This is a genomic window from Agrococcus sp. UYP33, assembly GCF_054060915.1.
This window is the reverse complement of record NZ_JBSSDR010000001.1, coordinates 1-11,697: the sequence shown is the minus strand read 5'-3', so window position 1 is coordinate 11,697 and position 11,697 is coordinate 1. Positions and strand designations below refer to the sequence as shown.

The following is an 11,697-nucleotide window of genomic DNA, read 5'->3' as shown; positions in this document are numbered from 1 at the left end:
TCGAGGCGGTCGCCGCGACGCCCTACATGTGGCTCACGACCGGCGACGACGCCTACGTCTACTTCGACCGCGACATCTGGACCTACCAGGTCGACAGCGACGGCGTCGGGATGGTCGCGGCGCTCGCGACGCCGCTGCTCGTGGGCGCCGTCGTGGTGCTGTGCGCGCTCGGCGTGCTCGCGGTGCGCCGCTCGCACGGTCGCGAGGCGATCGTCTGGCTCGCGGTCGCGCTCGTCGCCGCGATGATCGTCACGAACAAGGTCGGGTCGCCGCAGTTCGTGCTGTGGCTGACGGTGCCCGCGCTGCTGCTCGCGGAGCTCGGCGCGCGCCGCCACTGGATCGGCGTCGGCGCGATCCTGGCGGTGTCGGTCGCGACGCAGGTGCAGTTCCCGTGGAGCTACGACTGGCTCGTCGTCGGCGACCCCGGCGCGGTGCTGCTGCTGACGGTCCGCAACCTGCTGCACGTCGCGATCCTGGTGGGATCGGTCGTGATGCTGCTGCGTGCCGGACGGCGCGGACCGTTCGCGGTGTCAGGCGAGGAGCGGCGCGAGCAGGTCGCCAACGCGGCCGGTCTCGATGAGGAACCCGTCATGGCCGAAGCCGCTCTCGAGCACGACGGGCTCGGCGCCCGACACGCTGGTCGGCAGCCCCGCGGCGAGCCGCTGCTGGTCGGCGACGGGGAAGAGCCGGTCGCTCGAGATGCCGACGACGAGCGTCGGTGAGGTGACGCGCTCCAGCGCCGCCTCGACGCCGCCGCGCCCGCGGCCGACGTCATGGGTCGACATGGCGTCGACGAGCCGCACGTAGGAGCCGGCGTCGAACCTGCGGGTGAAGCGGTTCCCGTGCACGTCGAGGTACGACTCGACCTGGAACCGGCCGCCCGCGAGCGGGTCGACGCTCGACTGCCACTCGCGGCGGAACCGCTCGTTGAGCTCGTGCGGGGAGCGGTAGCCGAGCATGGCCATCCGACGGGCGAGCGCGAGCCCGCGAGCCGGGCCGGCATGGCCGGGGAGGTCGTAGAAGTCGCCGCCGAGCCAGCCTGGGTCGGTCGTGACCGCCTCGATCTGCAGCGAGTTCGCCGCTATCTGGTCGGCGCTCGTGGCGGCGTTCGAGGCGAGCAGGGCGGCGGCGCCGACCCGCTCGGGATGCGTGATGGCCCACTCGAGCGCGTGCATGCCGCCCATCGAGCCGCCGACCACGGCGTGCCAGCGGCCGATGCCGAGCCGGTCGGCGAGCCGGCGCTGCGCCTCGACCTGGTCGCGCACGGTGACGCGCGGGAAGCGGGAGCCCCACTCGACGCCGTCGGCGGCGAGCGACGAGGGGCCGGTCGAGCCCTGGCAGCCGCCGAGCATGTTGGGCGCGACGACGAAGAACCGGTCGGTGTCGATCGGCAGCCCCGGCCCGACGACGTCGCCCCACCAGCCGGCGGTCGGATGCCCGGGGCCGGCGTCGCCGCGCACGTGGCTGTCGCCGGTCAGCGCGTGAGCGACGAGCACGGCGTTGTCGCGCGCGTCGTTCAGGCGACCCCACGTCTCGTAGGCGAGCACGGCATCCGAGATCGTGCCGCCCGCCTCGACGTCGATGTCGCCGATGCGCGCGAAGCGGCGCTCGCCCGGGTCGTCGCCGGGGCGCCAGGCGCCGGTGACGGGCACGGGCCGGGAGTGGCCGGTCGTCGTCGGGTCGCCGAACGGCAGCGCGTCGACGAGCCGGGCGGCGGGCACCCTGGAGGCAGGCTGGACGTCGTCGCTCAGCTGCCAGTCCACGGATGCCCGCCGTCTCGGCTCAGACCGCGGCCGCCTCGAGCGCGGCGGCCTTCGCGGCCGCCGCCTCGAGCCCGGTGCCGAGGTCGGCGATGAGGTCGTCGACGTGCTCGATGCCGACCGAGAGCCGCACGAGCCCGGGCGTGACGCCCGCGGTCAGCTGCTGCTCGGGGGTGAGCTGCGCGTGCGTCGTCGACGCCGGGTGGATGACGAGCGAGCGCACGTCGCCGATGTTGGCGAGGTGGCTGAAGAGCGACAGCGACTCGACGAGCGCCTTCCCTGCCTCGACGCCGCCGACGAGCTCGAACGAGAGCACCGCGCCGGTGCCGCGCGGGGCGATCTGCTTGCCGCGCTCGTGCCAGGGGCTCGAGGGCAGGCCCGCGTAGTGCACGCCCGCGACCTGCGGGTGGGACTCCAGGAACCGCGCGACCGCGGTCGCGTTCTCGACGTGGCGGTCGAGGCGCAGCGAGAGCGTCTCGATGCCCTGCAGCAGCTGCCAGGCGGTGTCGGGGGAGGAGGATGCGCCGACATCGCGGAGCAGCGTCACGCGCGCCTTGATGATGTAGGCGATCTGGTCGCCGAGCGCCTCGGCGAAGGTGACGCCGTGGTACGACTCGTCGGGCTCGGTGAGGCCCGGGAACTTGTCGGACTGCGACCACGCGAATCGGCCGCCGTCGACGATCGCGCCGGCGACGACCGAGCCGTGGCCGCCGAGGAACTTCGTCGCCGAGTGCACGACGATGTCGGCGCCGTGCTCGAGCGGGCGGATGAGGTACGGCGTCGCGATCGTGTTGTCGACGACGAGCGGCACGCCCGAGTCGTGCGCGACGCCGGAGACGCCGGCGATGTCGAGCAGGTTGATGCGCGGGTTGCCGATCGTCTCGGCGAACAGCAGCTTCGTGTTCGGGCGGATCGCGCGGCGCCACTCGTCGAGGTCGTCCTGGTCCTCGACGAAGGTGACGTCGACGCCGAGGCGCTTCAGCGTGAAGTTGAAGAGGTTGTACGTGCCGCCGTAGATCGACGACGACGAGACGATGTGGTCGCCGGCGCTCGCGATGTTGAGGATCGCGTAGGTGGTCGCCGCCTGGCCGGACGAGAGGAGGAGCGCCGCTGCGCCTCCCTCGAGGGCCGCGAGCCGCTGCTCGACGACGTCGTTCGTGGGGTTCATGATGCGCGAGTAGATGTTGCCGAACTCCGCGAGCCCGAACAGTCGGGCGGCGTGGTCGGCGTTGTCGAACACGTACGAGGTGGTGCGGTAGACCGGCGTGATGCGCGCCTTCGTCGTGGGGTCGGGCTGCGCGCCCGCGTGGACCTGCAGGGTCTCGAACTTCCAGTCGCTCATGGTGCGCCTCCTCGGCTGTCGGGCTGATCGACGTGCTCGCCCCAGGGTGGAGCGGATGCGTGCCGGTGGCCAGCCCGGCCCGACGCACGGCGTAACACGACGCGATTGGCGCTCGTGGCGCATCCGGTGCTTGCATTGCGGCATGAGCGAGAAGCGGATCATCGTCACGGGTGCGTCGAGCGGCATCGGGGAGGCGGTCGCGCGGCAGGCCGTCGCGCGCGGTTGGCAGGTGCTGGCGGTCGCCCGCCGCGCGGAGCGGCTCGAGGCGCTCGCCGCCGACATCGGCTGCGAGGTGCTCGCGGCCGACCTCACCGACGAGGGCGACATCGCCCGGCTCGCGGCGGCGGCGGCGGCGTTCCGGCCGACGAGCCTCGTGCAGGTCGCCGGCGGCGCGAAGGGTGCAGCGCCTCTCGCCGAGACGACGATCGAGGACTGGCGCTGGATGTTCGAGTCGAACGTCATCGCCGCGAAGCGCGTCATCGACGCGGTGCTGCCGCTGCTGCGGGCGTCGACCCGTGCGACGGAGGATGCGCCGGGCGGCTACGCCGAGATCATGGTCGTCACCTCGATCGCCGCGACCGTCGCCTACTCGGGCGGCTCGGGCTACAACGCGGCGAAGTCGGCCGAGAAGCAGCTCGTCGACGTGCTGCGGCTCGAGCTGCACGGCGAGCCGATCCGCGTGATGGAGGTCGCGCCCGGCATGGTCTGGACCGAGGAGTTCTCGCTCGTGCGCTTCGAGGGCGACAAGGAGAAGGCGGATGCCGTCTACAAGGACGTGCAGGACCCGCTCTCGGCCGACGACGTCGCGCAGGTGATGACCGACATCCTCGCGCTGCCGGGCCACGTCTCGATCGACGAGACGATCATCAAGCCCGTCGCGCAGACGCACCCGTGGATGGTGCACCGCGGGCCGCTCGTCGCGAAGCAGTAGCCGTGATCGGCCTCAGCGCGTCGTGGCTGCCGCGTCGGGCGCCGGCTCGGGGTCGGCGAACGCGAGCCGCGGCACCGCCACGAGCCCGACGGCGGCGACGAGCGCGGTGACGCCGCAGACGATCCAGACGACGATGTAGCCGCCGATGCTCGCAGCGGTGCCGATCGCGCCGACCGCGAGCACGATCGCGAAGATCGACGACGCGAAGGAGCCGCCGATCGTCTTCGTCGTGTTCGTCATGGCGGTGGCGACGCCGGTCTGCCCGCGCGGTGCGGCGGCCGCGGCAGCCGCCGGGAGTGCACCGACGAGGGCGCCGGAGCCGATGCCCGCGATCGCCATGCACGCGAAGACCTGCCAGGTCTCGAGGTGGAACGGCACGAGCAGCAGGTAGCCGATCCCCACCAGGGTCGCCGCGACGATGAGCAGCAGTCGGGGGCGGATGCGCGTCGACAGCAGCGCCAGCGCGGCGGCGCCGACGATCAGCGACAGCAGGTAGACGCCGATGAGGATCGAGCGCCCCGACGCATCGAGGCCGAGCCCGTAGCCGAGCGACGGGTCGGTGCCGGCGTAGGTGGCGAGCGGCGTCTGCGCGCCGAGCAGGCTGACGCCGACGAGCCCGGCCGTGAGCTGCACGGGCCACATCTCCGGACGGCGCATGACGCGCAGGTCGATCGCGGGGTCGTCCTTCCCGAGCACCCAGCGGCCGAAGGGGAGCAGCAGCGCGACGCCGATGAGCATCACCGCCCAGCCCCACCACGCATCCGCACCGCCGATCTTGAGGAAGGTGAGCCCCGAGGTGATCGTGAGCAGCGAGAGCGCGAGCAGCACGAAGCCGCCGGCGTCGAGGCTGCGGCCGGGGAGCGGCTCCGACTCGGGCACGCCCCACAGGATCGCGAAGAAGGTGAGCGTCACCATCGCGGCCGGCACCATGAGCGTCGGCGCCATCGCCTCGCCGAACGCGCCGAGGGCGATCGCGGACCCGAGCGCGCCGAGGATCGCACCGGCCTCGAGCGCGATGACGAGCAGTCCCGCCGCACGCCGGGTGGTGGAGGGCGCGGCACCCGTTCGACGACCGCGATCGAAGATGAGCGCGACCTCGAGCGGCAGCCAGACGGCGTAGGCGCCCTGCAGCGAGAAGGCGATGAGGTAGCTCCAGAAGTCGCCCGCGAACGCCATCCACCAGCTGGCACCGGCGGTGAGCGCGGTGGCGACGAGCAGCATGCGCTTGTGGCCGTGCATGTCGCCGAGCTTCGCGAGCACCGGCACCATGAGCGCCGACAGCAGCAGCTGCCCGGCCTCGAACCAGTTGACGTCGGCGTCGGTGACCGACAGGTGCCGCGCGATGTCGGGCGTGAGGGTCACGTACCAGCCCTGCAGCACGCCGCTCGTGAGCTCGACGCACACGAGCCAGCCGATGAGGGCGAGGGGGACGGCGCGCGTCGTTGGCACGAGTGCATCATGGCATCGCGCTCGCGGCCCGGCGCGCAGCCGGCGCGAACGCGAAGGCGTGGCGGAGATCTGTCCCCCACGACACGGCTCCCGGACGTACGCTTCCCGCATGGGGGAGTCGCTCATCTTCGGCATCGTCGCCTCCAGCGCGCTCATCATCGGCGCGCTCGTCGGGGTCCGGTTCGACCTGCCCAAGCGCCTGCTCGCGATCCTGCTCTCGTTCGCCGCCGGAGCGCTCATCACCGCCCTCGCCTTCGAGCTCTTCGAGGACGCCTACGAGATGGGCGGCATCTGGCGTGCCGCCGTGGGCCTCTTCGTGGGCGCGGCCGTCTTCACCGGGCTGAGCGCGCTCCTCGACCGAGCTGCGCAGCCGGGGAAGGGCGAGCCCGCGGATGAGGTCCAGGGCAGCGCGAAGCTCGACACGGATGCGGCGGCCTCCGACCGCAGCGCGACGAAGGCGACGACCCGCGGTGCGGCGGGGCTCGCGCTGCTCGCTGCCGTGACGCTCGACGGCGTGCCCGAGAACGTGGCGCTCGGCGTCTCGCTGGGGGAGGGCTCTGGCGGCCTCGCGCTGCTCGCGGCGATCTTCGTCTCCAACCTGCCGGAGGCGCTCGTCGGGGCATCGTCGATGCGCACGCAGGGCATGGCGCGAGCCAAGATCCTCGGGCTCTGGACGGCGTGCGCGGTGCTGCTCGTCGGCGCGGTGGTCCTGGGTGCCGGGCCGCTCGCGTCGGTCGACCCGGAGTCGATCTCGCTGCCGCTCGCCTTCGCGGCTGGTGCGGTGATCGCCTCGCTCGCCGACACGCTCATGCCCGAGGCGTACGAGCACGGTGGCCCTGCCGTCGCGATGAGCACGGCGGCGGGCTTCGTGCTGTCGTTCGTGCTGTCGCTCGCTTGATCGGCGCGGATCGCTGGCCGGAGTCGGTTCAGAAGGGTGGCGGGTCGCCCGGTGGTCCTGTGCCGGCGGTGACGGGGAGTCCCCAGATGGGGTCGCGCTCGACGAAGACCGGTCCTTGGGGTTCGGGTTCGTCGCGGATGATGCGGCCGAGGGGTGAGGTCCACTCGAGCACGCCGCCGGGCAGCTGCCGCACGGTCCACCTGGTCGCGTGCTTCATGACGTGGTGGCGGCGGCAGAGGTGGGCGAGGTTGCCGATCGTGGTCGTCCCGCCCTTCGCCCAGTCCTGGGTGTGGTCGAGGTCGGCGCGGTGGACGGGGTTCGAGCATCCGGGCCAGCGGCAGTGCCCGTCGCGGGCGCGCAGCGCCCGCCGCTGCGCCCGGTTCGGCGTGTACGTGTCGACCGTCACCGGCATGCCGGTCACCGGGTGGAGGAAGAGCCGCTCCCACGTGACCGTCTCGGCCGCGAGCGACCGGATGGTGGCGGAGTCGACGAGGATCTTCCCGTCGAGGAGCGCCGGGAACCGCAGCTCCGGCACGTCGGGACCGTCCGGGTCGCCGAGCAGCTCGGTCGCGGGCACCGTCACCGTGACGGTGGCCGTGATGGCGCTCACCTCGTGGAGGTCCTCGGGGGAGACGCCGGAGAGGAGCAGATCGAGGAACGCATCGGCGCGGAACTGGTCGAAGGTGCGGGGATCGTCCTTCGGCTTCCGCCTCGCCGCCTCCGTGAGCCGGTTGAACGCGGCAGTGCCCGGGAGCGCGGGGAAGTACCCACCGAGGAAGACCATGCCGTTCGACGCGTCGACCAGGTGCACCTCGCGCTGCTCCCGAGCATCGTCGTGGCGCTGCTGCAGCGGCGCGGTCAGGACCCGGTTGACGACGAGCTTCGCCCGCGACCGCAGCCGCGACGGGGTCGTGTCCTCGGCGATCGCCACGAGCTCCGCCTCCACCCGGGCCCGCTGCGCCGTGTCGACGCCGTCGTCGACCCGGACCGGGCGGGTCTCCTGCTCGATCACCCGCAGATGGCCGCCGGAGATCCGGCCCGCCTTGTGCGCGGCATGGGCGAGGGGCAGCTCGTGCACGATCGTCCACGCGGCCGACATGCGCTGCTCGATGCCGCGATCCGACTGGCGCAGCTCGACCGCGAGGATCGACGCCGCCTCCCGCAGCCCCGTCGAGACCTCCCCGCCGTCGGCCCGCACCCGGTCGAGGCGGGCGGCGAGCATCTCCCGCTCCTCCGCCTCCAGCCGCGCCCGCTGCGCCTCGAGCGCCTTCACCCGCCCCGCGAACTGCTCCTCCAGCCGCAGCAGCCGCATCGGCTCCGACTCCGCCGGCCGCGGCAGCTGCGGCACCTCCATGCGCCCCTCGACCACCGCGTCGAGCTCCGCCGGCGTCATCGCGATCAGCCGCTCCGCCCACTCCGCATCATGCGCATCGAGCTCCGCCTGCAGCTCGTCCGCGGTACGGCCGAACGGATCGATCGCACCCGCACGGATCGCAGCGATGTAGCCCTCGCCGTCGATCCCCCAGTCGTCCATGAGCGCAGTACACCACGAGCCACTGACATCGGATCGGGGCTGTGGACAACGTGGGTCGGGTGGTCTCGACTCGGTCGGGGCGCTGCGCGCCCGGACCGGCTCGACCGGCAGCAGGGGTGGTCTCGACTCGGTCAGAGCGCTACGCGCCCGGACCGGCTCGGCCGGCGGGAGCGGTCACCTAGACTGGAGGCATGGCCACCCCCCACCCCTTCACGCTGTCTGTGCGCGACATCGTGCAGAAGCCGGGTCGGATGCGCGAGGTCGAGGAGACCGCCCCCTTCGGCGAGAAGGTCGGCGAGGGTCTCGCGACCGTGCTGCCCGACCAGCCCGTCGAGCTCGACGCCCGGCTCGAGAGCGTCCACGAGGGCATCCTCGTCACCGGCGAGGCCTTCGTCACCGCGCTCGCCACGTGCTCGCGCTGCCTCGTGGAGTTCGACCTGGATGTCGAAGTCGACTTCCTCGAGCTGTTCGCGTATGCTGGTGCGTCGGAAACCGACTACCTCGTGGTCGACGAAACTGTCGACCTGCTTCCGGTGGTCCGGGACGCGGTCGTGCTGGCGCTGCCGTTCCAACCGGTCGATCGACCGGACTGCTCTGGGCTCGACCCGGAGACAGGGGAACGGCTCGAGCCTGGCACGGAATACGTGCCGAAGGAGACCATCGATCCTCGATGGGCAGCGCTCCAGGGTTTCACCGAAGACGTGACCGACGACAAGTCGGAAGATGGCGCCCAGGCGCCGAAGAAGGAGTGAGCAATGGCTGTTCCCAAGAGGAAGATGTCGCGGTCCAACACGCGTGCGCGTCGTTCGCAGTGGAAGGCCGTCGTGCCCAAGCTCGTGAAGACCATCGAGGGCGGCAAGACCGTCTACAGCCTCCCGCACCGCGCGAAGGTCGTCGAGGACTCGGCCGGCACCCCGCTGTACATGGAGTACAAGGGCCGCAAGGTCGCTGACGTCTGATCTCCGTCCTGTGACGGAGCACCGACTGCTCGAGCAGCTCGGGGTCGACATCGACCCCGGGCTGCTGTCGTTGGCGCTCACGCATCGGTCGTGGGCGTACGAGCACGGCGGGACGCCGCACAACGAGCGCCTCGAGTTCCTCGGCGACTCGATCCTCGGCCAGGCGATCACGATCGAGCTCTACCGCCGCTTCCCCGACGCCACCGAGGGTGAGCTGGCGAAGCGGCGCGCCGGCGTGGTCTCGTCCGTCGCGCTCGCGGAGGTCGCGCGCAGCATCGGGCTCGGCGAGCACATCCGGCTCGGCAAGGGCGAGGCCGCATCCGGCGGCGCCGACAAGCCGTCGATCCTCGCCGACACCGTCGAGGCGATCTTCGGTGCCGCGTTCCTCAGCGCCGGTCACGCCGCATCCGCCGCGCTGGTGCTGCGCCTCGTCGGCCCCCTGCTCGACGACCCGGGCCGCACCGGCGCCGCGCTCGACCCGAAGACCGCGCTGCAGGAGGTCGCTGCCGCCCAGGGCGTCGGCGCCCCCGTCTACGAGGTGGATGCCACCGGTCCCGACCACGCGCGCACCTTCACGGCGACGGTGCGGATCGACGGCGAGGCTGTGGCGACCGGCTCGGGGACGAGCAAGAAGGTCGCCGAGATGGCCGCCGCGCTCGCCGCGCACGGCCGGCTCACCGCCGCGGACCCCGCGCGGTCCTGACGTGCCGGAGCTGCCCGAGGTCGAGGTGGTCCGCGCCGGCCTCGCGCCCGCTGTCACCGGCGCTCGCATCGAGGGCGTCGAGGTGCTCGACGTGCGCTCGCTCTCGCGCCACACCGGGGGACCCGAGGACTTCGAGGCGACGCTCGTCGGGCGCACGCTCGGCGTGCCGGCCCGCCGCGGCAAGTTCCTGTGGGTGCCGCTCGAGGCGACGGCGGATGCGCCTGCCGACCGCGCGCTGCTGGCCCACCTCGGCATGTCCGGCCAGATGCTCGTGCGCGAACCGGGCGCTCCCGCCGACCGGCACACGCGCATCCGCCTCTTGCTCGACCAGCCTGGGCACGGCCCCGTCGAGGTGCGCTTCGCCGACCAGCGCCTGTTCGGCGGCCTCGCCGTGCGGCCCACCGTCGACGGCGTGCCGGACCAGGCCGCGCATATCGCGCTCGATCCGATCGACCCGGCGTTCGACGCATCCGCCGCCGCCCGACGCCTGCGGATGCGCCGTCAGGGCGTGAAGGCAGCGCTGCTCGACCAGACGCTCGTCTCGGGCATCGGCAACATCTATGCCGACGAGGCGCTGTGGCGCAGCCGGCTGCACTACGCGACGCCGGGGGAGCGACTCACCCAGGCGCGCGCGCTCGCGCTGCTCGCTGACGTGCGCGACGTGCTCGACCTCGCGCTCGCCGAGGGCGGCACCTCCTTCGACGCGCAGTACGTGAATGTCAACGGCCAGGCCGGGTACTTCGCGCACAGCCTCAACGCCTACGGGCGCGGCGGGCTGCCCTGCCCGCGCTGCGGCTCGACGATGGTGCGCGAGCCGTGGGCGAACCGCTCGTCGACGCGCTGCCCGCGGTGCCAGCGGCGGCCGCGCGGCATCGCCGTCTAAGCGTCGGCGCTAGCCACTCCGACGAGCGGCTGACATCCGTCCACCTGGTTGGTGCAGCCGCTAGCCTCGCGGGAATGGGACACCACCGCAGCGAGCCGCCGCGCTCTTCCGGCCGTGCCCTCATCGGGAGCGGCATCGGCCTGATCGTCTTCGCCGCGGTCGGGGCCGTCTCGCTGACCACCGGCAGCGACGTACCCATCAGCTTGCGTTCGGCGCTCAGCCCTCTCGTGGCGGTCCTCGGCGTGCCGGTCGGGATCGGCCTCATCGTCGGTGGCATCGCCAAGATCAGGCGCGGACACCGCTGAGGGCGTGCTCCACCGACCGCGGAGCTTCGCGGTTCGACGGTCGTCGTAGGCTCGAGGGATGGCATTCGACGGATTCGGTGACGATGCGTTCGCGTTCTACCGCGAGCTGGAGGCGAACAACGAGAAGCCTTGGTGGCTCGCCAACAAGCACCGCTACGACGAGGCGGTGCGCGCCCCGTTCGAGGCGCTCGCCGAGGAGCTCGAGCCGGTCGCGAGCACGGTGAAGATCTACCGGCCCTATCGCGACGTGCGGTTCGCCAACGACAAGACGCCCTACAAGACGCGGCAAGGGCTCTTCGCGCAGCGCGCGCCGGGCATCGGCTGGTTCCTCAACCTGGACGCGACCGGCGTCTCGCTCGGCGGTGGCTTCTTCGGCGACGCGACGCTCACGAAGGCCTACCGCGCCGCCGTGGAGGCGGTCGCGCCGGGCACCGAGCTCGAGGGGATCGTCGCCGAGCTCGAGCGCGCGGGCTACGAGCCGGGTGGGGAGGCGGTGAAGACAGCGCCCCGCGGTGTCGACCCGCAGCATCCGCGCATCGAGCTGCTGCGCTACAAGTGGCTCACCGCACGCCGGCACGTCGCGCCGGCGGACGCCGGACCGGCGCTGCTCGACGCGCTCTTCGACACGGTGGAAGACCTGCAGCCGCTCGTCGGGTGGGCGGCGAAGCATGTGGCGCCGAAGCGGTGATCTCGATGCGCGGCCTTCGGCAGCTACTCGATCAGCGGGTGCGGCGGTGATCTCGATGCGCGGCCTTCGGCTGCTACTCGATCAGCATGTGGCGTGGTGATCTCGATACGCGGTGCTTCGCACTGCTACTCGATCAGCGGGTGGGGCGGCGCTTCGCACTGCTACTCGATCAGCGGGTGGGGCGGCGCTTCGCACTGCTACTCGATCAGCGGGTGGGGCGGCGCTTCGCACTGCTACTCGATCAG

General features: G+C 72.3%; 12 protein-coding genes. 8 read left to right on the top strand and 4 right to left on the bottom strand.

Annotated features, from left to right (window positions below; genetic code table 11):
- Window positions 1-530: 530 nt before the first annotated feature.
- Window positions 531-1,763, bottom strand: coding sequence for a homoserine O-acetyltransferase MetX (metX, locus tag ACVWW9_RS00060; RefSeq protein WP_456513898.1), 1,233 nt, complete (start codon window positions 1,761-1,763; stop codon window positions 531-533).
- A gap of 19 nt (window positions 1,764-1,782) precedes the next feature.
- Window positions 1,783-3,102 carry a bifunctional o-acetylhomoserine/o-acetylserine sulfhydrylase gene (locus ACVWW9_RS00055; protein WP_456513897.1) on the bottom strand — a complete coding sequence of 440 codons (1,320 nt, stop codon included), beginning with the start codon at window positions 3,100-3,102 and terminating at the stop codon, window positions 1,783-1,785.
- A 142-nt stretch (window positions 3,103-3,244) separates the two neighbouring features.
- Here ACVWW9_RS00055 and ACVWW9_RS00050 point away from each other — a divergent pair, with 142 nt between their 5' ends.
- Window positions 3,245-4,033 carry an SDR family NAD(P)-dependent oxidoreductase gene (locus ACVWW9_RS00050; RefSeq protein WP_456513896.1) on the top strand — a complete coding sequence of 263 codons (789 nt, stop codon included), beginning with the start codon at window positions 3,245-3,247 and terminating at the stop codon, window positions 4,031-4,033.
- Between the two features lie 12 nt (window positions 4,034-4,045).
- On the opposite strand, the gene ACVWW9_RS00045 is transcribed toward ACVWW9_RS00050, so the two are convergent.
- A complete protein-coding gene (locus ACVWW9_RS00045; RefSeq protein WP_456513895.1) occupies window positions 4,046-5,482 on the bottom strand; it encodes an MFS transporter in 1,437 nt (478 codons plus the stop codon).
- Window positions 5,483-5,591: 109 nt separating this feature from the next.
- Here ACVWW9_RS00045 and ACVWW9_RS00040 point away from each other — a divergent pair, with 109 nt between their 5' ends.
- Window positions 5,592-6,380 carry a ZIP family metal transporter gene (locus ACVWW9_RS00040; protein ID WP_456513894.1) on the top strand — a complete coding sequence of 263 codons (789 nt, stop codon included), beginning with the start codon at window positions 5,592-5,594 and terminating at the stop codon, window positions 6,378-6,380.
- A gap of 28 nt (window positions 6,381-6,408) precedes the next feature.
- Here the strand turns inward: ACVWW9_RS00040 and ACVWW9_RS00035 are convergent, their stop codons facing one another.
- On the bottom strand, window positions 6,409-7,914 hold the full coding sequence (locus ACVWW9_RS00035; protein WP_456513893.1) for a DUF222 domain-containing protein: 1,506 nt from the start codon (window positions 7,912-7,914) through the stop codon (window positions 6,409-6,411).
- Window positions 7,915-8,105: 191 nt separating this feature from the next.
- Here ACVWW9_RS00035 and ACVWW9_RS00030 point away from each other — a divergent pair, with 191 nt between their 5' ends.
- From ACVWW9_RS00030 to ACVWW9_RS00005, 6 genes are all read left to right on the top strand, one after another.
- Window positions 8,106-8,666 (top strand): YceD family protein, encoded by a 561-nt coding sequence (locus tag ACVWW9_RS00030; RefSeq protein WP_354260082.1) that lies wholly within the window; start codon window positions 8,106-8,108, stop codon window positions 8,664-8,666.
- 3 nt (window positions 8,667-8,669) lie between these two features.
- Complete coding sequence (gene rpmF / locus ACVWW9_RS00025; protein ID WP_123698226.1) at window positions 8,670-8,873, top strand: 50S ribosomal protein L32; 204 nt, start codon at window positions 8,670-8,672, stop codon at window positions 8,871-8,873.
- A 10-nt stretch (window positions 8,874-8,883) separates the two neighbouring features.
- Complete coding sequence (rnc, locus tag ACVWW9_RS00020; RefSeq protein WP_123698225.1) at window positions 8,884-9,576, top strand: ribonuclease III; 693 nt, start codon at window positions 8,884-8,886, stop codon at window positions 9,574-9,576.
- Window position 9,577: 1 nt separating this feature from the next.
- Window positions 9,578-10,459, top strand: coding sequence for a bifunctional DNA-formamidopyrimidine glycosylase/DNA-(apurinic or apyrimidinic site) lyase (gene mutM, locus ACVWW9_RS00015; RefSeq protein ID WP_456513892.1), 882 nt, complete (start codon window positions 9,578-9,580; stop codon window positions 10,457-10,459).
- A gap of 74 nt (window positions 10,460-10,533) precedes the next feature.
- Window positions 10,534-10,764, top strand: coding sequence for a hypothetical protein (locus ACVWW9_RS00010; RefSeq protein WP_456513891.1), 231 nt, complete (start codon window positions 10,534-10,536; stop codon window positions 10,762-10,764).
- A gap of 58 nt (window positions 10,765-10,822) precedes the next feature.
- Window positions 10,823-11,452 carry a DUF2461 domain-containing protein gene (locus ACVWW9_RS00005; RefSeq protein WP_456513890.1) on the top strand — a complete coding sequence of 210 codons (630 nt, stop codon included), beginning with the start codon at window positions 10,823-10,825 and terminating at the stop codon, window positions 11,450-11,452.
- Window positions 11,453-11,697 lie beyond the last annotated feature (245 nt).

Bases quoted from the DNA above. Each gene is read 5' to 3' on its own strand.
- ACVWW9_RS00055 (WP_456513897.1), bottom strand. From the start codon at position 3,102: ATGAGCGACTGGAAGTTCGAGACCCTGCAGGTCCACGCGGGCGCGCAG.
- ACVWW9_RS00050 (WP_456513896.1), top strand. From the start codon at position 3,245: ATGAGCGAGAAGCGGATCATCGTCACGGGTGCGTCGAGCGGCATCGGG.
- ACVWW9_RS00040 (WP_456513894.1), top strand. From the start codon at position 5,592: ATGGGGGAGTCGCTCATCTTCGGCATCGTCGCCTCCAGCGCGCTCATC.
- ACVWW9_RS00035 (WP_456513893.1), bottom strand. From the start codon at position 7,914: ATGGACGACTGGGGGATCGACGGCGAGGGCTACATCGCTGCGATCCGT.
- ACVWW9_RS00030 (WP_354260082.1), top strand. From the start codon at position 8,106: ATGGCCACCCCCCACCCCTTCACGCTGTCTGTGCGCGACATCGTGCAG.
- rpmF (WP_123698226.1), top strand. From the start codon at position 8,670: ATGGCTGTTCCCAAGAGGAAGATGTCGCGGTCCAACACGCGTGCGCGT.
- ACVWW9_RS00010 (WP_456513891.1), top strand. From the start codon at position 10,534: ATGGGACACCACCGCAGCGAGCCGCCGCGCTCTTCCGGCCGTGCCCTC.
- ACVWW9_RS00005 (WP_456513890.1), top strand. From the start codon at position 10,823: ATGGCATTCGACGGATTCGGTGACGATGCGTTCGCGTTCTACCGCGAG.